Source organism: Alcaligenes sp. Lyrl_28 (assembly GCF_051948705.1).
GTDB classification, from domain to species: domain Bacteria; phylum Pseudomonadota; class Gammaproteobacteria; order Burkholderiales; family Burkholderiaceae_B; genus Alcaligenes; species Alcaligenes ammonioxydans.
The window spans coordinates 466,519-487,520 of record NZ_JAYJLG010000003.1 but is presented as its reverse complement, the minus strand read 5'-3'; the positions used below and the strand labels follow the sequence as shown (position 1 = coordinate 487,520).

Genomic DNA, 21,002 nt, shown 5'->3' with positions numbered 1-21,002 from the left:
GAACACGCTCTACACCTTTTCGGACAGCATGCCGTTCCACATCCGACACGGGCATTGCCCTGGTAACGTGCCGCACAATCTGAGCCATCCTAAACTCTCGGCCCGGATACGCCGCCAGCAGATCAATCACCTCCGACGCATACTTCACTGCAACACCTCCTTTTCTACCTTGGCCCTGAATCCTTCCAGGTGCCGTTTGTAATCCTCGTCCCGCAAGATGGCTCCTGTTATCTGGCGAATCCACCGGCGAGCCACCACCAGGCGCTCGGATGCCGATAAGTTGCCAAAGTGCGAGTTCTTGCGGGTGTACTCGGCCTGCACCACCATGGCCTGGTATCGCGGCAGGCGCTGGTACAAGGCATCCACAGCCTGGGCGTGGTCTTGGTTGATCGGGCGGTAATCGTCCTCCCAGGGTACGTACCGCTCCATGTTCCCGACCGTCTCGCCCGACCAGCACCAGCGGGCCCAGTTCCAGATCAAATCATCGCCGGTCAGTTTTTGCATGGCTGCCCTCCCCGAATAATGCTTTGAGTCCTTCCCGCGCTCGCTCTCGCTTTGCCTCTGGCTGCCGCTCCTGGTGCTCTTGCCGCTTCCGGCGAACGAAGTCCACGTGTTTGGACGGGTCTTGGTACATCCAGCTTGGGTATGACATATCAAACCTCCCTCACAGAAATGCCATGGACCTGGAGCATGAGCTTGCGCTTTACGATGTAGTCCCGCGTGCGCATGCCCTTGGCGTCCTCGATTACGGTCTGGCCGGTGCGAGTGTCCGTGTATCGAAAGTCCGCAACGTACTCACACGCTCTTTCGGGCCTTCCATCGTCACGGCGCTGCTTAGGGATCAGTTCGAAACGGGGCTGCAGCTCTAGGTCGGTGATCGTCCCTGTACGCTCCAGCAGTTTGAGCACTCCGTATCGGGCGGCTTCTCTCTTTGAATCGAAGGTGTGGCCATCGATGACCATCTTGCGGTTTCCGTACTTGCGCTTCATGCTGCCTCCGACAATGCAGCTCGGGCCATGGCCAGCACAGCTGGGGAGCGGCCTTTCTGGTTGTCCAGAATCTTTCGGGCCCAGCCTTTGGAATCCTTCCGGGGCTTCTGTGATTGCGCGGCAATGGCTTCGATCTTCTTCTGAGCCTCTGCATTACAAGTCACATCAGCGCCAGGCGCAGGCAACGCCAAGCTCGGAGCTGGCACAGGCTCCCATGCCCCCTTGGTGAAACTCTCACGCAGTTCTTTCTCCCAGCGAGCGCGGATCACAGAAAAGCTTTGGTTCAGCAGGTCATGGGCGCCAACTCTCACAGCTGCCCAGTACACCGCTGGGTGCGACCACTCGCCCTGCTCTCCGCGCTTGCGGTCCTGCATGCCCAGAACGGCCTCCGCGTGAGCGGTCACTGGATCTAGAGCCGGACGGCACAGCATCATGAACTCGGGCAGGTTTGGCACGTATCGGCGGCTCTTGCACGCCTCCACACCTGCGGCGATTTCTTCGCCCGAGAAGCCAGCAAGGTCCTGCGCCCAGGCGGCCTTCATGGCTTGCTCGTCTACGCTCGCCCATTGCGCCGCGAACTGCTGGCCGTACATCACGGACAGGCGCATGAATAGTCGGTCGACCCACGCCATTGGCATAGGCTGGCGGTCAGTTTGCAGTTGCATCAATCACCCCCATGTCTTTTTCAACCGGCTGGGCGCCCTGCCACAACCGTGCGGTCCAGTCGGCATTGCGCTGGGCCTGCGTCGGCGCACGTCCGGCAGAAGCCGGTGCCGCCCGCTGCTCAAGCCATTCAGCCTTGCCGCCACGCCAGCCGCGCAGCATGCACTCGGCCAGGAAGTCGTCAACGCTGTAGCCCATGGCCATGGCTCGACGCGCCTCCGTCCCCAGCCGGTTCGCAGCGGTCTGCGTCAGCGGGGCCTTGATTTCTTTCCGGTGGCGCAGGTAGTCGGCCACCACTTCCGGGCTGGGCTCAACTGGCCAGGATGAAAAATCGATAGCAGGCGCGCCAGCGCGTGCACGCGGTTTTGTTTTTTGTTCTTTATCTGTTTCTATATCTTCTTCTTTATCTATATCTAGGCCGTCACTGTGACGTTTCTGTGACGTCACATCACCGTCACTGGCAGCGTCACCAGATTGAATCTTGAGCTTTTCCCGATACTTACGGGTACGCTCAGCGCTGCTGTCCGAGCGAGACTGGCGGCGATCCCAGGCCAAGGGCTGCCAAGCAGCGTCGATCAGGCCGGCAGCCATCAGGCGCTTCTTTACCTCGCGGATGATGGCGTGATCAATCCACAGACGCTGCGCCACGATGCGATCGAGCAAGTCGGGCTGGCAGTCCTGGTCCAGCGCGCCGTCGCTCTTCAGAGCCAGCACGCCGATAAAGTGGCGCTGGTCTTCAAAAGCCAGGGCGATCATCTTTGGGTCGTTCAAAAAGTCCGTGTACATACGGAACCACGGCATAGACGTGCTCATGCCACCCCTCCATCTCGAATAGGCGCCCAACGGGCATAGGCAGCATCCCAGAGCAAAAACTTCAGCTCCTTGGGCGCGCCAGATTGATCAATGAACCGATGGCAGGCCATGCAGCCTGGAACGGTGTAAATGTCGTCGGCCTTGCGACCCGTAGCTTTGCCGTGGCGGGCCTGGTTGCTGTGACATGGGACTACCGTGTCGAAGCCGGCTGGCCCCAGGCATACCCAGTCGATAGCCAAGAAGCACGGCTGCCCTCGGCAGGCGTCCAGGGCTGCTTGGTCGTGTCGGCCCGGCCGCCGCTTAGGCGCCCGCTTCTTCCAGGGGCTTCGCGCCATCGGCTTTGCCGGCGCTTTGAATGTGCTGTTCCAGGCTCTCATGAAGACGCCTCCGGAAACTCCAGAAACACGCCACGATCGCGAAAATCAGTCTGCACAGCCTCGGCGTACGCACTCAACTGCCGGCGGCTCATCAGAGATGTGACCGGCAGGTACTTCATCATCAGGAGCTTCTCTTCGTAGGTGCGGCCCTTGATTACCGCGTCGTACATGCCGCGGAACTCTTCATCCTCGGCGCGCATGATCGGCACACCATGGTGCAGCTTGCAGTAGCAGCGCCAGCCTAGGGCGTCGTCCTCGGGGAGTTCCCGCGCTATCTGCCCGTACCAGACATGAGTAATGTCGTTCTGGGGCAATGTGCGGGCCTTGCCGGTCTTGATAGAAATCCGCAAGTAGCGGTGGGCCTGGTACTGATTCCTCAGATCGCCCATGAAGCGCTGCAGGGATTCGTCGCTGTTCACGATTTGCATGTCAGTCCTCTTCTCGCTCAAGCTCAGCAATGAAGTACTTGGCCACAACGCGCTTCATAAACTTGAGCTCGTCCCGATCAACCACCATCGATGTGGTTCGAGAAACCTGAAAACCCAACGAAGCCAACAGAAGACAGATTGACTCCAGGTCATCCTTCACCCAGCGGCTTACCGTGCTTGGGTCCACGCCGATGCAAGCCGATGCACGGGCCTGCGTTACCTCTGCAAGTCGGCTCATGATCAGTGCTTGAATCCGTGCACCGTTCTTGCGTGTGCTTTCGCGCCGCTCGCCCGATACTGTTTCTGTGTTCATCGAATACATCCAAATAAAACAAGGGCCAATCAAATGACCGAAACCGAGAAAATCTTGACCCAGGCAGAAGACATCGCCCGGCGCACTTTTGAAGAACCAACGCAGCAAACCGTCATGCAACTGTTTGCGCGTCTGTGTGATGAGCAGGACACGCGGGAACTAGATGAACCCGCCTGCCCTACTCATGAACTGCATTAAGTGGCCAACTCCAATCAGCTATGCTTAGAGATGCGTGTAACTAAACTTTTTGAAAGGAATTGGCCGTGGGCATACTTGAAGACGTAATGAAAGCCTTGGAGCGCATACCCGTCTGGAAACGCTTGACCGCTCTACCCAACGAGGTAGAGGCTTTGCAAAAGCGGGTAGCCGCACTTGAAGCGAAGCTCGGTCCGAAAACCGGGCAGCCCTGCCCTATGTGCGACGAACGAACAATGAAGGTCGTCAGCACAGAGGATCATCCAGAGTTCGCTTTTGCTGGGCTAAAGCTTGATCACATGCGCTGCGAGTCGTGCGGGCACGAAGAAACATGGGAGCGAGATCCGTCAAAACAGTAGCGGCTGCTTGGCTGAGCGCCCCGCACAAACGCTCAGCCAGCAGATTGGCTTCAGCGGTGGCGCCCGGAAACGCAAGATCAACACGCAGGCTGGACTCGTCCGTGACGGTCAGTTGCAAAGAGGCGATTACCGCCCCGCGTGGCTGGCTAAGCATCAGATCTCTCCTTTCGTAATTACGTCAGTCGGGCCGATGGGTATCGGCTCTCGCTTTTCTGGATCACACATTGGCGCGCTCCTTTTCCAACTGGCAACGAGGAGACTTCCTAAGCTCTGGCCAAATATCAGCCCAGTCATGAGGCCGCAGATGCTTCCGGCTTAGCTTTCCATTCGTCCTTTCCTCTATACGCACGCAAACCTTTTCAGATACTGGGCGGATATCGTTCAGGAATTGATAGACCTGAGACTGGCTTACGCCAATCCTCCGAGCGAACTCAGCCTGAGTCAGGCCAGTCGCATTTAGGTAGTGAGCAATAGGGTTCATGAGCAAATACTAGCATCGCTATTAAATTGAATCAATAGCTATGCTAGTTGCACGTATTAATAGCGTTGCTATATTTCGCCAATGCAAACACGCAAACCCCTGTCCCAAACCCCGCAAGACGACGCTGCGCGTCTGAAACGCCTATACAACGAACGCACGTCTCTCTCACAAGCGGAGTTCGGGGCTCGCTTTGATATAGGCAACCAGGGGGCTGTGTGGCAGTACTTGAACGGCAGAAGGCCCTTGAATATGAAAGCGGCCAAGGGGTTTGCGTCTGGTCTGGGCGTAAATATCGAAGACTTCAGCCCTTCGATCGCTCAGACGATTAAGGCAGCAGAGATGTGGACCGGCGATAGCGAAGACGGAGCTGCTTGGCCATTCGATTTGCTTGATGAGCGAAAAATCCAAGCCCTAGACAATAGCGCCAGGACCAAATTGGAAAAGTCAGTTCTGAATGCTGCCGCCCAACTCGGCCTGGACGTGAAGAAAGACGAGAGCAAGTGAATGACTGGAAACGTGACCCAGCCCATGGAGGCTGTACGTAAGAAGGACTGAGCAGGAAGAGACAAGGGGCCATTTGGCTCCTTATTTTTTGGCTAATCTAGTTTTAATCGTCTCTACTCGATTCGCTGCTCCCGCCCCCATTGGATGGGGCCACCCCATCACTCCCTTTATACTGTCTTTTGGTTGACAAAACAAAGGTTAAATGTAAAATCGGTTTATCACAACCTAGACCTGAATTTATCCCTATGCCATCTCCATATGAAACTTTGCTGCGCCGTGCCGTTCCGGAAACCACTAGAACTTTGATTTCTGGCGCTATGGCTAGAGCCTATGCAACATGTGACAAGTATCAAAATGAGCTCCCTGAGCTCATGGCATGTATAGGAGCTGATGTCAGACCGTATTTAAAGCGAGTTATTGTTGATTACTATTTGAACGGTATAGCCCATTTGGCAGGCATGAAGGCCACGGTGGATTGGAATCAGGCTAGAAACTGCCAGCACGTCAAGTTACATGGGGACAAAGTCATCTTAATCGCGAACGCTGTAGACGGCCTGAATCAGACGCCTCGCACAGCGCAGTTCCGCCAAAAGCTCACCCAAAGCCTGAATTTGTCACTCTTCCCTGACCTTGAAAGCGACAGTAATACCCTTTCTCTACCGCAGGTTTGCCTAGCTCACATTGTGCACGGCGGGAATGGTAAAGTACCTGACTTTTTAGGCATTCAGGTTCCCAGTGCAGACGGGGCATCACTCTTGTATGTAGAGCCCCTGGCAGTAACAACGAGTATGACAGACGCCCCCGTAGAAGAAATCGATGACAACATCATCGAGCGACTGTTGCGTACGAAAAAAGGCGAAGAAGGAAATGGCACAATTTAGTGGCGAGCGGCTACGTGAGGCAAGAGAGTTTCGAGGACTGACTTTAGGTGAGACAGCCGCTCTTGTAGGGGTCTCGCGCCAAGCTATCTCTCTGTTCGAAAACAATAGAAAGGCCCCCGGAGCAGAAACCATGGGGCAGTTAAGTCGCGCCCTTCAATTCCCCATTGCTTTTTTTCTCCGCACTGATGATGCACCCGTACGCCAAGGCCCCTTAAATTTTCGTAAATTAAGCTCTGCAACGAAACGAGAGCGCGCCAAAGCGGCTGTTTATGAACACTGGTTAGCAGAACTAGCTGAGGGTCTTCTTTCGCAGGTGGAATTACCTCTGCCAAATCTGCCTGATTTTTCTGACCTTGAATTTGAGTCTCTATCTAAAGACGATTTGGAAGATTTAGCGGAAAAAACTCGTCGATTTTGGGGGCTCGGGGATGGGCCAATATCGAATTTGACCTTGTTGCTTGAAAATAACGGTGTCTTGGTGGTCCGTGTCCCTTTGGCCGCCCGCTTGGACGGGCTTTCCGCATGGAGAGAGGAAAAACCTGTGGTCATCGTTAACAGCGATGCCCCTTGGGCGCGAGGGAGGCTTGATGTTGCTCACGAATTGGCTCATCTACTATTACACCGAGCCGTCACCGAGGAGGATATTAATGATCCTCAACGTCATAAGCTGATTGAGTCTCAAGCTTTTTATTTGGGAATGGCTTTATTATTTCCCAAAATTTCATTTGCTAGAGAATTTTATTCAACAGCGATGCCAGCTCTTATTGAACTCAAAAAACGATGGGGAGTTTCGATTCAAGCCCTAGTCACAAGGGCCTATCACTTGAAGCTAATCAGCGAGAATCAGCGAATGTATATCTTTCGCCAGCTGTCTATTAACAAAATGCGTACAGTCGAGCCATTGGACAAAGAGATTGCAGCCGAACGTCCTAGTCTTATGCGTAAAATATTACAGTTTTTAGCCGACTCTGGGATCGAAAACTCACGAACACTTGCTGAACGAATGGCACTACCACTAAATGAGCTATCCCACTTAATGGAAATGCCTACCTCAGACTTTCAGCCTTTAGAGCCAAAGGTCATCCCTTTCAAACTAAAAAGTGTAGCTTAAGGGGTGGCCCATATAATACAGGCCCCGTGCACCCAAATACACCAAAGCCCCTCCCGGGGCTTTCTTGTTTGGTCCAGACCAGGCCCTGACACCCCTATGCCCCAGGAAGCGTTACAAAGCACTTCTATGCTTAAAGGGGCGAAAAGCCCATACTGGTACAATGAGACTGATCTCATTCAAAGGTGGCAATCTCGCTACCTCACTACCCTTCAAATTCCACGCCACATCATTGCTGAGGAAAACCTCCATTTCCAGGCTGCAGCGGTAATTTGAAGTCATACAGAAGGTATTACTATCTACGAAAAACTTAACCAGGCTAGTCGCAGCCCACTACACACTTCTCCGTTGCGCGAGCCCGCTCGCCGAACAGTCGAAAGCCATCAAACATATACAAAACAAATGGTATCGACCCGGCAAAAACTTATCCGACAGCTAAAAGACCGATTCCCCGGCCTTCCGTTCTGATACGTCAGCTCACGTAACGAGCCTATACGACAAAGCCCCTACACGGGGCTTTTTTGTTGTTCTATGCCTGAGTCAGCGGGTACTCATGCCTCATTCAGTGAGCCGCTGAGAGCCAATGACGCCCTCAAGGTATCATTGATCCGAGTCTGCCAGCCATCACCGCTGGCACGCAATGCCGCCAAAACGTCTGCATCTAGACGGATTTTAACGGCCTCTTTGGTCACAGCCTGCTTGCTACCTACTGGGCGACCACGCCGCCGCGCTGTAATCTGCTCCGGCGTATGGGATTGGGCAAACTGATCTGCCTTGGCTTCAGCCAGCGACTCACGCAGACCGGGCAGCGCCTGACCAGCGTCAGCCTCAATAGCTGCCACCACCTTATCCACATCCAGTTTTTTCAAAGTCATCACGATTTCCTCCGTGTGTGCTTAATCTCTTTGGCTGATACCGTTTCACGAACAGCTTTGGTATACACCATGATCAGCAATACCACCTCGTCATCAACAAGGTGGAAATAAATTACACGCGCACCACCGCTCTTGCCACTTCCTGCCCGCTTCCAACGAACCTTACGAGCGCCGTCAGCGCCTTGAATTACATCCCCAGCATCTGGGTTTTCTGCAATCCAGTCAATAAAGGCATGACGCTCTTCGCGGCTCCAAACCGCCTCGGCTTGCTTCTGAAATGTGGGAGTTTCTATAACGGTTCGCATAATTTATTGTACCCCCAAACAAATAAGAAAACAAGGACTATCTATCTAGTCACCTAACAACACAACCCCCTTCTTCTTGACCCAAATTACTGTATAGATATACAGTATAACTATCCCCCTGCCCCGCCATATTGATGCGCTCCACGTAGCTTCCACGAATCAGAGCGCGTATCTAAAACGCCCACTTGTAAGAGAAGAGCATTGCGATATGACGAGTAATACCGATAAACCACCAGCGCGGCCTCTCGGCCTATCGCTGGAGGATGCCGAAATGGCCCGAAAACGTTCTGCCCAATTAGCTGAGCTCATCCCTGTATTAGTTGTCGGGCTGCACCCCAGCTTGCTGGAACTCGCTATTGAACTGGCGGATGACTTGACCAGCGCCCTATCCAACCTACGCTAACAGCGCCACATATGCCCGCCTATGGCGGGTTTTAAACCACAAATTAAATAGCGTTGCTATTGACTTTAATTTACTAGCAATGCTAGTATTCAATCAACGCTTCACCAAAACCGCAGAACACCTTTAGGCAAAGCCACGGTAAGTAACGGTACAGAGAGCGCCAGCAGCAAAGGCTGCGACTGCTACGGCAGGGCTCTTTAAAAATCAGCAGTGTGGTCCACACCAGTCCTATGGATTGGTGAATAACGGCACACGAAAGACGCTGCGCACTGCCGTGAGGTGTAGGTGCGCCTGGTGAACAGAGGGAGACGTGCTGCGTATGCCCTGGCAAAAAGACGGCAGAAAAAACCGGATAGATACATTCCCACGATTGGCGCGAGGCCTTTAACAGGCGTGGGGTCCGGCGCTCCCCTGATGAAGTTGGTAGGGGACGGTCAGGAAACCGTACCGCAGCATTTACGGAACCCGAGAGCGTGAGCCGAGATATTCGGGAGTAGCACGCCAGTAAATCAAAGGGCCTCTCACGCGGCCGCTTTGGTAGGCATTCTTTATTTAGGCGGCCTACTAAAGCTTATTTTGCTCTTTTCCCCAAAGATGGAAGGCCGCCGGATACCGGCTTAGGCGACCCAGAGATAAAAGCCTCTGCCCCTCGAGACCAGGCTGTAGGTGGGCTTTTTTCTCTCAAGCTCTGCATAACAAGGTCATCCAGTATTTCTTCTTCGCTTTTCTTCGGTAATGGCATTGTTTTGAGATCAGTCCAATGGCGCACAAAAGAATCCACCGATTTATGAGCTAGCAAAACTTTAAGGAGAAGTTCTTTTGCGTCTGGCTTTCCTTCTCTTGCTTGCTCCCAGGCTCGCCTTAATCGCTGCATTTCCACATCTTTAAGGTTAATCGATCCACGACGCTTACTCATTGCCGCCTCCATTGCAGTCTCTTGGATCATCTTCCTCGTCTTCTGAGGTCCAAGATAAATGTCTTAAATAATATTCCACATAGTTCAAGCGAGTTTCGATCCGATGTGCATAACGAACAAGATACATACACAACATGGTTGCGTAGGCCATCGCTAAACCTCCTAAGCTTGCAGCCATATTGTAGTAATCCATTTTTTGGGGGTCTTCTTTGAAAGCAAAGACTAGTATTCCGTACGAGCTAAACGCCAGTAGAAAAATCAGACAAAAAAGATCGAAACGCCACGCCATCCAGTTCGTGATAGCTCTTCTTTTGCTTTTGCTCAACATTGCAATGCTTATTGCTAACTGGCCAAGCGCGCTAATAGCCATCAGCACTGTCATCACTATCGTGAACGTTTCCATCGTTTATGCCCTTAGTCGGTTACAGGACTGAATAGATTACCTCAGCCTTACTGATAGCCAGGTATGGCGGAGAGTTTGACGGATAAATAGGAGATAGACATGGAACAGCAGGACAAACCAATGCGCTGGCCCAGCGACTTTCCGGGCAAGCATGACAAAGACCCATCAACGCCTGCATGACTCGTCGCAAGAGGTAGCGAGGTCCAGGCAGCCCTTCTTATGAGGGGCATCATCAAGGCGGCGGCACGGTTAGACGTGCGAAACGTAGGAATGACACCCGAGTGCCAGCCAGGGGCGAAGAAGCCAGAAGACGGTCCCGAAATTCTGGCGGCATAGCACAAGGGGCGGTAACTCCCCATTCATTCCAGCAGGTATCAAGCCCTGCCCGCCTTGATGATCAGGAAACTATGCACGCGATCTAGACACGTACCACAAGTAAGCAATGCCCAGAGGTGCAACAAACCAAGCACACAGAAACAAGGCGAAATTAATGATTAACTTAGCTATGAGCATCACTATGGCGTTCAGAAAAAAAACGTTGTCGCCAAGTACAAAACGTTTTAACTCGTCATAAACAAGCTTTGAGAATGGGAACAGTGCCAAGCAAATTAAGCCTGGGAATGTTCGTTTCCAAAAAAAACCATCAGGCCAGCCTGCCTGGTAATCCATGAAGACGAAAAGGGCAAAAAAAGCTAAGCCTATGACGTAAGCCCTAAGCAAATACTCACGTCGTACTGATCCAAAAATTCTAGTAAGCATTCAACAACACCCTAATAAAGAAAAAGCAATTCGAGCGAGGCGATCATAACAGTACTTGATCATTAAGGCTCCCAAGCTCAGCGAATAGGACAAAAGCCCAAGAGCGCGCACCCTCCAGCCGCAGCATTCCCACTCCCTCAACCAATTCTAAATCAGCCCCGCCCACGCCATGGGCGGCGGGAGTGCTGCGACTAGAGGGCATAGAACTCTGGGACTTCACCAATACCGCTCCGGTGCGCACCGGACGTGAAGGTGGTGGCCACAAGCTAACCCTCTCCCCTTTCAATGGCGCCGGATGCGGCGCAATCCCCCCGGAGCTAAACATGAACGCTATCGCAGAACGCGAGGTATGCGCGCACCAGCTGGCGGAGCGCCGCCGCGCCTATATCTCGGAGCAGATCCGCAACTGCCTGTACGGCAAAACACTGTACGTAAACATCGCCTGGACCCTGCAATCGATTCCTCAAAAAGTAAGCCGCATAGGGCTGATCGAGGAAATGGAGAATGCGCTTCTGGTGTCCAGCTCGGCAGGTTTTGATTATTCCGCCAAGCTGCTTGCTGCGCTTGATGATGAAAGCCTGCGCCCTACCCTACGCACCGAACGCGAACGAATCATAGGCGACTGGGCAGACACCACGCATAACTGCATGACCCAGCAAGAACTGGAGGCGCTGCCGTGCTGATCGAGTTTTTCATCTTCGCGACGCTCTTTTGCTGCGCCGCTTTCTTTATCGCACTCGGAATTGAGGGCGTTCTTAGTATCTGGAGGCAGCCATGAGTGACATCATGCTGAACGCAGTCATTCAAATGCCCTACGAAATGGCGATGAAAGACGAGCTATCCCGGCGGCAGTTTTATGAACGGGCCAACCAAGCGCTGAATGAACGCAACAGCAAAGAGGCTGAGATTGAGCGGCTCAAAAAAGCCTTGCGCGTCGCAGTGCTTGCACTGGCTCACGCCACTGAGGAGCACGGGAAGGTCTACGAGTCAGCCTATGACGCAGTTCAGATCGCTTTATATGGGAGAAGAGCAGATGCCTCATAGCCAAAACCCCGGCTTCCCCCGCACTCACCGCCGTAACCCATTCGATGGCCAGGGATGCTACGCACCAAATAGCAGCACCCCGCCCTGGGGCTGGCCCCTCACCCTACTCATTGCCATAGCAGTCTCCGGACTGCTTTTTTTCGGCCCGACTCTGGCGGCCCGAGCGATTGGAGCATGACATGAACGAATCCACAGAACTGATTGAGCTGCCATCGGAAGACACGGCGCTGGCAACATTCACCACACCTGGCGGCTTGGATCACTATGTCGAACAGGTGCGCGAGAAGGTCAGCGGCACGGTGTACGACATGAAGATCCGCAAGGACCGTGAAGCCTGCGCCGCTGACGCCTACAAGGTAACGCGTACAAAGACGGCTGTTGAAAAGATGGGTGCCGCGCTGTCGGCGAAATACAAAGAAGTGCCGAAACAGATCGACGCACAGCGCCGGGACTGGAACGCCAAGATGGACTCGCTACGCGACGAGGTCCGCAAGCCGTTGACGGAATGGGAGGAAGCAGAGGCCAACCGGATTGCAATGCACAGGAACTGCTTGGAGAGCATGGCGTCTCAAGCGCGAGAGGTTGGTGCTCTTAATTCGGACGCACTTCGCCTGCGCATCAAATCGGTAGAGGCCGAGGTAATTGGCGAGTCTTGGGAAGAATTTGAGGCAGAGGCTCACCGGGTCAAGGCCAAGGCACTGGAAATCCTGAACACAGCCTTAGCTGATCGCCAGAAGTACGAAGCTGAGCAGGCGGAACTGGCCGAGCTACGACGCAAGCAGGCCGAGCAGGAGCAGAAAGACCGCGAAGCTGAGATTGCTCGCCAAGCGGCAGACAAAGCCCGAGTCGACGCGGAAGCCAAATCCCAAGCTGAGCGCGATGCAGCCGCCAAGCGTGAGGCGGACGCGAAAGCCGCCCAGGTCAAGGCCGAGCAGGACGCCAAGGACGCCGCCGAACGCCAGCGCCGCGCCGAAGAACAGGCCGAAGCTGAACGTCTCGCATCGGTCGAACGGGCCAAGCAAGCCGCTGAGGCTGCCCGTCAGGCCGAAATCAAACGCCAAGCCGACGAAAAGGCAGCCGAAGAGGCCGAGCAGCGCCGCCGCGAAGAGGACAAAGCGCATAAAGCCAGCATTAACAACGCCGCCCTGGCTGCATTCATCGAAAACGGCTTGCCCGACGAGTGTGCCAAGCAGGCCGTCATTCTGATCGCCAAAGGCCTGATCCCGGCAGTGAAGATTCAATATTGAGGACACCATGAGCACAGAAATTATTGAAGCTCCCCAGCGCGACCTTACTGCGCCAGCAGATCAAGTGCCTGCCAACTCCCCCATGGGCATGATGATGGCCGCCATGAAACAAGGCGCCACGCTCGACCAGGTGGAGCAGATGATGAACCTGCAGCAACGCTGGGAAGAGCGCGAGGCCGAAAAGGCCTTCAACGATGCCTTGGCCTTATTCAAGTCCGAGGCTGTCGAAATCATCAAACGCAAAACGGTCGACTTCACCGGGAAGAACGGACGCACCCACTACAAGCACGCAGAGCTTTCCGATGTGGTCGAAGCGGTCGGCCCTGCCCTTTCAAAACATGGCTTCGCCTGGAGCTGGAAAACCCATCAGGAGAAAGACCTGATCCGCGTAACCTGCATTCTCAAACACCGCCAGGGTCATACCGATTCTGTGTCCCTTGAAGCCAATGCGGACCAAAGCGGAAGCAAGAACAACATCCAGGCCATCGCATCCACCGTCACTTACCTGCAGCGCCACACCCTCAAGGCCATTACTGGCGTTTCTGAAAAAGGCGACGACGATGACGGGCTGGGCAGCGCGAACTCGAAGATCAGCGCAGACCTGCGCGACGAGTGGATCAGTGAAGTGGCCAAAGCCAAAACGCTGGAACGGTTGGAAACCATCTGGCAGGAAGGCGGCAACATCATCTACGCAACCAACAACCTTGCTGACTACAACGCCTTCAAAAAGGCTGTCTCGGACAAGAAAAAGACGCTCACGGAGGCTCAATAATGGAAGGCTTAATCATTCACACCGCAGAACAAGGTACACCGGAATGGCTCCAAGCCCGCAAAGGCGTCATCACCGGCAGCCGTTTCAAAGACTGCCGCGACCGCCTGAAAAGCGGTACCCCATCCAAGAAATGCCTGGACTACGCCATGGATGTGGCCCGAGAGCGTGAAGGCGGCGAACCCATGCAGGTCTTTGTGAACGGTGCCATGCGTCTGGGCACTGAACAAGAGCCCTACGCCCGCGCTGTTTATGAGCGTAAGACAGGCCACATCGTTGACGAGGCCGGTTTCATCACGACACCGGACCGCCTGTTTGGGGTCAGCGTAGACGGTTTGGTAGGCGATGACGGGATCATTGAAATCAAGACGATGGTCAGCAGCGACACCCTGTTCACCGCCTTTGTGAACGGTGACATTGCCGCCTACGTAGACCAGTGCAATGGCGCAATGTGGTTGCTCGGCCGCAAATGGGTGGACCTGGTCTTATGGGTTCATGACCTGGGCCGCATGAAGATCATCCGCATCGAGCGCGACGACAACCAGATCGAATCGCTGGAGTCTGACCTGATGGAGTTCGAGCGGACAGTCACCAAGTATCAGCACGAACTGCGGGACGCCCTGCTGGAGGCTGCATAAATGGCCTCAGTCAACAAAGTCATTCTGGTGGGCAATCTTGGCCGCGACCCAGAAGTACGCTACAGCGCAGAAGGCTCGGCCATCTGCAATATTTCCATTGCCACGACTTCGCAGTGGAAAGACCGTACCTCCGGCGAGAAGCGCGAGGAAGTGGAATGGCACCGTGTGGTGTTCTACAACCGTCTGGCTGAAATCGCGGGCGAATACCTGCGCAAAGGCCATCCCGTTTACGTAGAAGGTCGTCTGCGCACCCGTAAATGGACAGGCCAGGACGGTCAGGAGCGTTTCACCACAGAAATCATCGCCGAGCAAATGCAAATGCTGGGCGGCAAAGACGTCAGTGGTATACGCGATGATGGCTAGAGAGTTTGAATCTATTCGTTTGGAATATCCACCCACGACTCAGCCTGGCCTTGTCTGAAAACCCTTTTCTTTATCTCTTCAGGCGTATTTATAACGAAATGAGCCCGCCAGCCACTCCCATCGACAAACTCTTCTTTCTCACAAATGAAATTATGCGATTCGAATGGTGTAAGCCCAATTTTGGCCCCGAGTTCATGAGTATGTATATCGCTCTTCTTTAATCTCACCCAGCTCTCCTGTTGTCACGCTCTCTCGGCCCGAGTATCAACCATTACTAAACGAAAAAAGCGCCAAACCTCGGCTCATAAGAGATAGTGATCACCGTTGTAATTTTTGATAATAAACTGCGCGTCTTTTATAGCTTTTAACATAGAGCCGAAAGAATACCGAATGACTCCATCATCATGGAATGCATTTTGATGCAAATTGAGCAGATTTTTGAGCCCATTTCTTACTTGAAAGATATTCACACAAACGGTGTAGTGGTACTCATAGAGAGCCTCAAAGTCCAACTCCTCTATCTGAGAAATCAGTTTAGCGATATCTTCAGCTAACTTGTCTCGGTTAAGCGCATCTGAGCCAAGCACATATAGCGTTTTGGAAAAAAACTCATTTAACTCTTTTAAAAGAGGGTGAATTTTCCAAACGTATATGATTGATTGGATTTTCCGGGCACGTCTAGACCTGTACCTATCTGATACTGCAATCCAGACGGCGCCAAGCGCGGCACCAACAGTCCCTATGGCGGTCATGATCTCCCACAACGAAGCCTGCTTGACCATCCCCCATGATGTAAACACACCATATAACACCCACGCGGCTACTAAACCTGCGGCAAAGCCAACGAACAACCCAAAACCCCTCTGAGTTTTAGCGCCGTAGTCCTCTTTCCACTTAATCCCCATAACCCCTCGCTTCATGCCTCTATCTGTACGGCGTGAGCATAGCCCATCCTGAAAGGAATACACCCATGTGGTTTAAAAACCTGCGTATCTATCGCCTGGATACGGCATTTGCCTTGTCCACTCAAGAGCTGGCCGATATGTTGGCCAAGCATCAATTCACGCCATGCGGCAGCCAAGAACCTCTCAGCCTGGGCTGGGTGCCGCCGCGTGAAGGTGGTGAACTGGTCCATGAGGTTAACGGTCAGTATCTGATCTGCATGCGGGCTGAAAAGAAGCTGCTGCCGAGCGCTGTGGTCAACCAAGTAGCCCGCGAGAAGGCCCGAGAAATCGAAGAGCAGCAGGGCTACAAGCCAGGCCGCAAGCAAATGAAGGAAATCAAAGAGCAGATCATCATTGATTTGATGCCCCGCTCTCATGCTGTGCAGCGCGACACATTTGTGTGGATCGACACACGAAACCACTGGTTTGTAATTGATACCGCAGCCGTGGCTAAGAGCGACGAAGTCCTGGGCCTGCTGGCCAAGAGCGTGGAGCCCTTCCCTGTGCAGCCGCTGTATACCGAATGGTCACCCGCTGGCGCTATGACGGCGTGGCTGGTTGATGATGACGCCCCCGCCAACTTCAGCATTGACCAAGATGCCGAACTGCGCTCTACCGGCGACAGCGGTGCTGTTGTGCGCTACATGAAGCAAAGCGCCGACATTGACGAAGTGCGCAAGCACGTTGAAGCCGGCAAGCAATGCACCCGTTTGGCCATGACCTGGGCAGATCGCATCAGCTTTGTGCTGACCGATGCGCTGGACGTCAAACGCGTTGCCCCGCTGGATATCTTGACTGAAAAGCAGGACGTGGCAGCCGTCAACGATGACGAAATCTTTGATGCCGACATGACCTTGATGACCTCCGAGCTGGCCAAGATGATCAGCGATCTGGTCGTGACGCTGGGTGGTGAGCGGTCATCATGAGCCGCGCCTACTGCAACAAACCCCTGCCCCGCCTTCGACACATCGAACCGGGGCAATTTTTTACCCTTCGCCATGACCCAGAAGTGCGCGTGCTCCTGCACAAGACAAGCACTCACGGTCATTTCAATAACGGATATGCATCCCTGTGCCATGAGCTTGATTACAGCTGTGTGGTCTGGGGTGAGAACGGATGGGAGGCTAAACATGGGCCACGACTTTGATTGCCCGTACTGCGAAGCTCCTTTTGAGGTTTGTCACGATGACGGGCACGGTTACGAAGAAGGTGTTCTGCACCACGATCACTGCCGATCATGCGGAAAGCACTTCACTTTCACAACGTCCATCAGCTTCTACTTTGAGCCCGAAAAGGCTGATTGCTTGAATGATGGCCAGCATATCTGGGAGCCAAGACGCACCTATCCGGTTGAGGCCACTCGCATGGAGTGCCAAACATGTGGCGAAGTACGCCATCCAACGCCTGAGGAAATGGCCGCTATTGTTGCTGCACACCAGGAGGACAGCAGGCCATGACTCACACACACGAGAGCCTGTGCGATTTGGCCGTGAAGTGGCTCAAACGCCCTCACTCCCAGAATGGCCATGGCTGCAATGTGGCTGTAAGCGAGGCCCGCAGTGGCTGGGACGGAGAAATACCAGACGCCATCGGATTTCGCATTGCTACCCCGAACGTTGGCAGCGTAGTTGTCGAGTGCAAAGTAAGCCGCTCCGACTTCCTTGCTGACAAAGCAAAGCCCCACCGGAAAGAAAGAGGAATGGGCCACTGGCGCTACTTCATGTGCCCAGAGGGGCTAATCGATATTGAGGATTTACCGGAAGGCTGGGGCTTGCTGTGGGTCAACCAACGCAGCCATATCAAGATCAGGTGCGGCGCGGCAACCGGCGTAACCCTGGGATATGACGCCATGAAAGACGTCTTTAGCGCTTGGCGGCAGAACGCCAACGAGGAGCGCGAGCGCTTTTTGCTGATAAAGCTGCTGTCCCGTGTAGGCGATGCCGACCAAATGAACCGCTGGATACGCGAAGCCAATACAGAGCGACAGCGGATCGCGCGTATCGCTGACGACCGCGCCCGCCAGCTCCGAGACCTGCAGGCCGAGCTAACAGCCATCCGATTGAAAGAATGGAACACCACCCAATGAACACCCACCCACACAACCAGGCGCGGTTTACCCCGCAAAGAAGCGTTCAACCTGCAACGGATAACGAAGCGAACCAATCCTCTACGCTAAAGAGAAAGCGGCAAACCGGAGATCCCCAATCGAAGCAAAAATTTTACCTCGTCCGGATTCAGAGGCAGTGGCAAGGACCAGAGCTTGAGCTCCGGAAAGAGCCTCGATATTGTCAACTCGGAGGCGTAGCAAGAATGCATTAACCAATGGTTGATCGATCACGAAGCTAATTTGACTACGTCCTCCTGTATTTAGCCATAAAGAACCTCCATGGTCATATGACGCATCAGTAATCATGCCCCACAGCCCACTAAATTGACCAATTGCTCTTTCGCGAGCACTTTCAAACCGCACAAAGAAATCACGAACCGTGGTTTGAGCATAACCACCAGGAGGCGTAATGATGGTATCCATAGACTGGAACTCGGGGTTCTGATTCAGTCTGCGGAGCAAGCTGCTTAAACGACGATGGGTTGTATTTACACCCACTCCACCATCAGCTCCAAAGCCACGCCCTGCGCCACGTCTACGATGCTCTGCTCCACCCACATCATTGTCAGCACGCTCGCCATCGGCAGCAGGCAGATCAATAACAATCCTATCCGCTGCATTAAATATTGGCTCATTCTGCTCAGCGCCTCCTACTCCCCAGACTCCCGCGTCAACTGTAGCCTCAGGACAGTCGGGCCCATGGGGTCGAGCACCAAAGCAAGGGCCACGACCGGACACTGAAGCGCTTCTGAAAAAAGCCTCATGACCGCAAGAGCTGCAAATCAAAGCTCGGCGGCGGCTTTCGAGGTCCGTTGGGTTAAGGCGAGCAAACTCAGCAGCATCGTAAACCCGATTATTCAGTGTGCATAAGGCGGAATCCACAGTCTCTCTCCACTAATTTTGTATCAATAGGATGCTAGCAAGAACTTAACGCAAGACAGCCATCCACATCCGCCAACCGCCCCCGTCCACTTTCAACCCCTTGTGCGAGTACGACGCGATTTTCATCGCTCCAGCGGCCGTCGTGCTCGCCCCACTGGATCACCACCTTCATGAAAGGACAGCAATGAATAGCACCCAATCCTCTCAAAAAAGCACCCCCACCATCCACCCCGAAGGCCTGTACCGGTGGGACGAGTTTGCCGACCGCATCCCGTTTAGCCGCGAGACCTGGCGCAAAAGAGTACTTGCCGGGAAGGCACCGGCCGCCAAGCTGGTAAGCAGAGCCTGCACAGCCTGGAAAGGCGAAGACATCCTTGCTTGGCTCAACAACCCCGACTCCTATAAATAAGAGGAAACCTAAAGACATGGCAAAGAAGATTCCACCGCTGACGGACTCAAAGTGCAAAGCAGCAAAATTCAGCAAGGGCGGCAAGAGCCGCCTTTTTGACGGCGGTGGTTTGTACCTTGAGCTGCTACCCTCCGGCTCAAAGCGCTGGAGATTGAAGTATCGGCATCCCGTGACCGGGAAAGAAAACATACTGACCTTTGGCTCTTACCCGGAGATAGGTCTTGCTGCCGCCCGAGAGCAGCGCGAAAAGGCCAAGGCCCGGCTATCGGAAGGCCTTGACCCTGGCGAGGCGCCCCCGCCGGCGACAATGGGTATCACGTTCAAGGCGGTCGCAGACGAATGGCTGGAAACTCGACGGCCGGTATGGAGTGAAGGCTACTTTACGCGGATCTCGAATGCTCTTGCTGCAAACGTGCACCCTCATATCGGCCAGCGCTCCATGTCCAGCGTGACTGGAAAAGCTGTACTGGAACTGGTGCAGCAAGTGGAACAGCGCGGCGCGCTAGAGATGGCTGCTCGGGTGTTGGAAGCGGTCGGCATGGTCTTCCGATACGGCTGCGGTACTGGATTAATTCAAAACGACATCACCCAAGGGCTACGGCAGTTTTTGCAGGAGCGCCCACCAGTAGAGCATTTTCCGCATGTTGCAGAAACGGATCTCCCCGCCCTACTCGCCAGCGTTGAGCGCTATCACGGCAGACCGGAGACGCGACTGGCCATCAAACTGATGATGCGCACCTTCCCACGCACAAACGAACTGCGCTGGGCACAGTGGAGCGAGATCGATTGGAAGAATGCCTTGTGGCTGATACCGGGCGAGCGCATGAAGGGACGCCTGGCACAAAAGCAGAGCGCGCCCGACCATATCGTGCCGCTTTCAACCCAAGCCCTTGCGATCTTGGAAAGCTTGCGACAGCACTCGGGACACTTTCAGTACCTGTTTCCCAATGTCCATAATCGCCGTGGTGCTGTGATGAGCAGTGACACCATGAACCGTGCATTAAAAATCATGGGCTATGAGAAGCTGCAAACAGGGCACGGTTTCCGCGGGCTAGCCTCCACCATCATGAATGAGCACAGTGGCTTTCGCCCTGACGCCATTGAACGGCAACTGGCCCATCGCGACAGAAACAAAGTGCGCCGCGCATACAACCATGCCATGTACCTGGAGGAGCGTAAAAAACTGATGCAATGGTGGTCGGATTATCTGGACGAGCAGCTTGAAAAAGCCGCGTAATTTCCATACCCCCATTCCTGTTACACCATACCCCCATCCATACCCCCAAACGCTCTGGGACTGGCTTGGCGCAGCTTGGAACGCTGGGCAACAAAAAAGCCCCAAAGCATTGATCTTTGAGGCTTTTCTTGGCACAGCTTGGAGCTGTGTGCATGTATTCTGGTAGGCAGTACTGGATTCGAACCAGCGACCTCTACGATGTCAACGTAGCGCTCTAACCAACTGAGCTAACCGCCTGCGGTGAAGAAATGAAATAATAGATCTTCCCTATGAGGCTGTCAACACTATTTTGCGTTTTTCCATAAAAAATCCCTTATTTTTTTCTCCACCTATCCGCTCGAACGCATCAAAATCCCCAGAATAAGCTCTAAGCCATTGTTTTACTTAGAATAAAACGAAAACCTATCGTTCCAAAAAATTTTAGGCGTTTTCTGCTCAATTCATCACCAGATACATATGGATACATCGATTCTGTCTCGCCTCAGCATCACGCCCCTGGGGGTATACACGATTTTTCTATTCAAGTTCTTCGCGCAAAAATAAAATAAATGCTTTACGCCTGCAGATAAGCGATCTGATCTGAACCGAAT

Annotated in this window: 29 protein-coding genes, 1 tRNA gene and 1 pseudogene; 15 read left to right on the top strand and 16 right to left on the bottom strand. The window is 53.8% G+C overall.

The genetic code is table 11. The annotated features are described in order from the left end of the window. Positions 1-144: 144 nt before the first annotated feature. From VF694_RS09990 to VF694_RS09965, 6 genes are all read right to left on the bottom strand, one after another. Entirely contained in the window at positions 145-504 is a 360-nt protein-coding gene (locus tag VF694_RS09990) for a hypothetical protein (protein WP_257113422.1), read from the bottom strand. Between the two features lie 149 nt (positions 505-653). Then, on the bottom strand, positions 654-989 hold the full coding sequence (locus VF694_RS09985) for a DUF1064 domain-containing protein (protein WP_440164240.1): 336 nt from the start codon (positions 987-989) through the stop codon (positions 654-656). After that, complete coding sequence (locus tag VF694_RS09980) at positions 986-1,654, bottom strand: hypothetical protein (RefSeq protein ID WP_440164238.1); 669 nt, start codon at positions 1,652-1,654, stop codon at positions 986-988. The genes VF694_RS09985 and VF694_RS09980 overlap by 4 nt, the downstream gene beginning before the upstream one ends. After that, positions 1,638-2,465 carry a hypothetical protein gene (locus VF694_RS09975; RefSeq protein WP_440164237.1) on the bottom strand — a complete coding sequence of 276 codons (828 nt, stop codon included), beginning with the start codon at positions 2,463-2,465 and terminating at the stop codon, positions 1,638-1,640. Before VF694_RS09975 ends, VF694_RS09980 begins: the two co-directional genes overlap by 17 nt. A gap of 373 nt (positions 2,466-2,838) precedes the next feature. Then, entirely contained in the window at positions 2,839-3,270 is a 432-nt protein-coding gene (locus tag VF694_RS09970) for a hypothetical protein (protein ID WP_440164236.1), read from the bottom strand. A 1-nt stretch (position 3,271) separates the two neighbouring features. Next, a complete protein-coding gene (locus VF694_RS09965; RefSeq protein WP_153229998.1) occupies positions 3,272-3,583 on the bottom strand; it encodes a CII family transcriptional regulator in 312 nt (103 codons plus the stop codon). 33 nt (positions 3,584-3,616) lie between these two features. On the opposite strand from VF694_RS09965, the gene VF694_RS09960 reads away from it, so the two are divergent. Next, complete coding sequence (locus VF694_RS09960; protein WP_207874322.1) at positions 3,617-3,781, top strand: hypothetical protein; 165 nt, start codon at positions 3,617-3,619, stop codon at positions 3,779-3,781. A 243-nt stretch (positions 3,782-4,024) separates the two neighbouring features. Here the strand turns inward: VF694_RS09960 and VF694_RS09955 are convergent, their stop codons facing one another. Beyond that, on the bottom strand, positions 4,025-4,291 hold the full coding sequence (locus VF694_RS09955; RefSeq protein WP_440164234.1) for a hypothetical protein: 267 nt from the start codon (positions 4,289-4,291) through the stop codon (positions 4,025-4,027). Between the two features lie 63 nt (positions 4,292-4,354). After that, positions 4,355-4,618 carry a transcriptional regulator gene (locus VF694_RS09950; protein WP_440164233.1) on the bottom strand — a complete coding sequence of 88 codons (264 nt, stop codon included), beginning with the start codon at positions 4,616-4,618 and terminating at the stop codon, positions 4,355-4,357. 249 nt (positions 4,619-4,867) lie between these two features. Here VF694_RS09950 and VF694_RS09945 point away from each other — a divergent pair, with 249 nt between their 5' ends. From VF694_RS09945 to VF694_RS09935, 3 genes are all read left to right on the top strand, one after another. After that, entirely contained in the window at positions 4,868-5,122 is a 255-nt protein-coding gene (locus tag VF694_RS09945) for a hypothetical protein (protein WP_440164232.1), read from the top strand. A gap of 179 nt (positions 5,123-5,301) precedes the next feature. Further along, positions 5,302-6,003: a hypothetical protein gene (locus VF694_RS09940; RefSeq protein ID WP_427973705.1), complete on the top strand. Its 702-nt coding sequence runs from the start codon at positions 5,302-5,304 to the stop codon at positions 6,001-6,003. Beyond that, complete coding sequence (locus tag VF694_RS09935; protein WP_427973702.1) at positions 5,990-7,114, top strand: helix-turn-helix domain-containing protein; 1,125 nt, start codon at positions 5,990-5,992, stop codon at positions 7,112-7,114. The genes VF694_RS09940 and VF694_RS09935 overlap by 14 nt, the downstream gene beginning before the upstream one ends. A 548-nt stretch (positions 7,115-7,662) precedes the next feature. On the opposite strand, the gene VF694_RS09930 is transcribed toward VF694_RS09935, so the two are convergent. Both VF694_RS09930 and VF694_RS09925 read right to left on the bottom strand, forming a co-directional pair. Beyond that, the gene (locus tag VF694_RS09930) at positions 7,663-7,986 is read right to left on the bottom strand and encodes a BrnA antitoxin family protein (protein ID WP_042480141.1); all 324 of its coding nucleotides are present in this window, start codon (positions 7,984-7,986) and stop codon (positions 7,663-7,665) included. Continuing rightward, positions 7,986-8,291: a DNA-binding protein gene (locus VF694_RS09925; protein ID WP_252605327.1), complete on the bottom strand. Its 306-nt coding sequence runs from the start codon at positions 8,289-8,291 to the stop codon at positions 7,986-7,988. The genes VF694_RS09930 and VF694_RS09925 overlap by 1 nt, the downstream gene beginning before the upstream one ends. Before the next feature lie 271 nt (positions 8,292-8,562). Here VF694_RS09925 and VF694_RS09920 point away from each other — a divergent pair, with 271 nt between their 5' ends. Further along, positions 8,563-8,694, top strand: a complete 132-nt coding sequence (locus VF694_RS09920; protein WP_440164230.1) for a hypothetical protein — start codon at positions 8,563-8,565, stop codon at positions 8,692-8,694. A 571-nt stretch (positions 8,695-9,265) separates the two neighbouring features. On the opposite strand, the gene VF694_RS09915 is transcribed toward VF694_RS09920, so the two are convergent. Beyond that, positions 9,266-9,610: a hypothetical protein gene (locus VF694_RS09915; protein ID WP_440150269.1), complete on the bottom strand. Its 345-nt coding sequence runs from the start codon at positions 9,608-9,610 to the stop codon at positions 9,266-9,268. Further along, a complete protein-coding gene (locus VF694_RS09910; RefSeq protein WP_440164229.1) occupies positions 9,603-10,013 on the bottom strand; it encodes a hypothetical protein in 411 nt (136 codons plus the stop codon). Before VF694_RS09910 ends, VF694_RS09915 begins: the two co-directional genes overlap by 8 nt. 1,082 nt (positions 10,014-11,095) lie before the next feature. On the opposite strand from VF694_RS09910, the gene VF694_RS09905 reads away from it, so the two are divergent. The 6 genes and pseudogenes from VF694_RS09905 to ssb all read left to right on the top strand — a co-directional run. Beyond that, positions 11,096-11,455, top strand: a complete 360-nt coding sequence (locus VF694_RS09905) for a hypothetical protein (protein ID WP_440164227.1) — start codon at positions 11,096-11,098, stop codon at positions 11,453-11,455. A gap of 91 nt (positions 11,456-11,546) precedes the next feature. Then, positions 11,547-11,816, top strand: a complete 270-nt coding sequence (locus VF694_RS09900) for a hypothetical protein (RefSeq protein ID WP_440164225.1) — start codon at positions 11,547-11,549, stop codon at positions 11,814-11,816. Positions 11,817-11,995: 179 nt separating this feature from the next. Then, positions 11,996-13,063 (top strand): hypothetical protein, encoded by a 1,068-nt coding sequence (locus tag VF694_RS09895; RefSeq protein WP_440164224.1) that lies wholly within the window; start codon positions 11,996-11,998, stop codon positions 13,061-13,063. 7 nt (positions 13,064-13,070) lie between these two features. Continuing rightward, positions 13,071-13,835, top strand: a complete 765-nt coding sequence (locus VF694_RS09890) for an ERF family protein (protein ID WP_440164222.1) — start codon at positions 13,071-13,073, stop codon at positions 13,833-13,835. Beyond that, the gene (locus VF694_RS09885) at positions 13,835-14,470 is read left to right on the top strand and encodes a lambda exonuclease family protein (protein WP_440164221.1); all 636 of its coding nucleotides are present in this window, start codon (positions 13,835-13,837) and stop codon (positions 14,468-14,470) included. The genes VF694_RS09890 and VF694_RS09885 overlap by 1 nt, the downstream gene beginning before the upstream one ends. After that, positions 14,471-14,815, top strand: a pseudogene (ssb, locus tag VF694_RS09880) (single-stranded DNA-binding protein); the annotation flags it as partial. 320 nt (positions 14,816-15,135) lie between these two features. Here the strand turns inward: ssb and VF694_RS09875 are convergent. Continuing rightward, positions 15,136-15,753, bottom strand: a complete 618-nt coding sequence (locus VF694_RS09875; RefSeq protein ID WP_440164219.1) for a hypothetical protein — start codon at positions 15,751-15,753, stop codon at positions 15,136-15,138. 50 nt (positions 15,754-15,803) lie between these two features. Between VF694_RS09875 and VF694_RS09870 the strand changes: the two genes are divergently transcribed. Together VF694_RS09870 and VF694_RS09865 are read left to right on the top strand one after the other, a co-directional pair. Further along, the gene (locus VF694_RS09870; protein WP_440164218.1) at positions 15,804-16,703 is read left to right on the top strand and encodes a recombination-associated protein RdgC; all 900 of its coding nucleotides are present in this window, start codon (positions 15,804-15,806) and stop codon (positions 16,701-16,703) included. A gap of 527 nt (positions 16,704-17,230) precedes the next feature. Further along, entirely contained in the window at positions 17,231-17,863 is a 633-nt protein-coding gene (locus VF694_RS09865; RefSeq protein WP_440164217.1) for an adenylosuccinate synthase, read from the top strand. A gap of 81 nt (positions 17,864-17,944) precedes the next feature. Here VF694_RS09865 and VF694_RS09860 read toward each other — a convergent pair whose 3' ends face one another. Next, on the bottom strand, positions 17,945-18,307 hold the full coding sequence (locus tag VF694_RS09860; RefSeq protein WP_123794725.1) for a hypothetical protein: 363 nt from the start codon (positions 18,305-18,307) through the stop codon (positions 17,945-17,947). A gap of 65 nt (positions 18,308-18,372) precedes the next feature. Continuing rightward, positions 18,373-18,519 carry a hypothetical protein gene (locus VF694_RS09855; RefSeq protein ID WP_155274651.1) on the bottom strand — a complete coding sequence of 49 codons (147 nt, stop codon included), beginning with the start codon at positions 18,517-18,519 and terminating at the stop codon, positions 18,373-18,375. Positions 18,520-18,950: 431 nt separating this feature from the next. On the opposite strand from VF694_RS09855, the gene VF694_RS09850 reads away from it, so the two are divergent. Both VF694_RS09850 and VF694_RS09845 read left to right on the top strand, forming a co-directional pair. Next, on the top strand, positions 18,951-19,175 hold the full coding sequence (locus VF694_RS09850; protein WP_440164216.1) for a helix-turn-helix transcriptional regulator: 225 nt from the start codon (positions 18,951-18,953) through the stop codon (positions 19,173-19,175). 16 nt (positions 19,176-19,191) lie between these two features. After that, positions 19,192-20,412 (top strand): tyrosine-type recombinase/integrase, encoded by a 1,221-nt coding sequence (locus VF694_RS09845; RefSeq protein ID WP_440164215.1) that lies wholly within the window; start codon positions 19,192-19,194, stop codon positions 20,410-20,412. 160 nt (positions 20,413-20,572) lie between these two features. On the opposite strand, the gene VF694_RS09840 is transcribed toward VF694_RS09845, so the two are convergent. Beyond that, positions 20,573-20,649, bottom strand: a tRNA-Val gene (locus tag VF694_RS09840). Positions 20,650-21,002 lie beyond the last annotated feature (353 nt).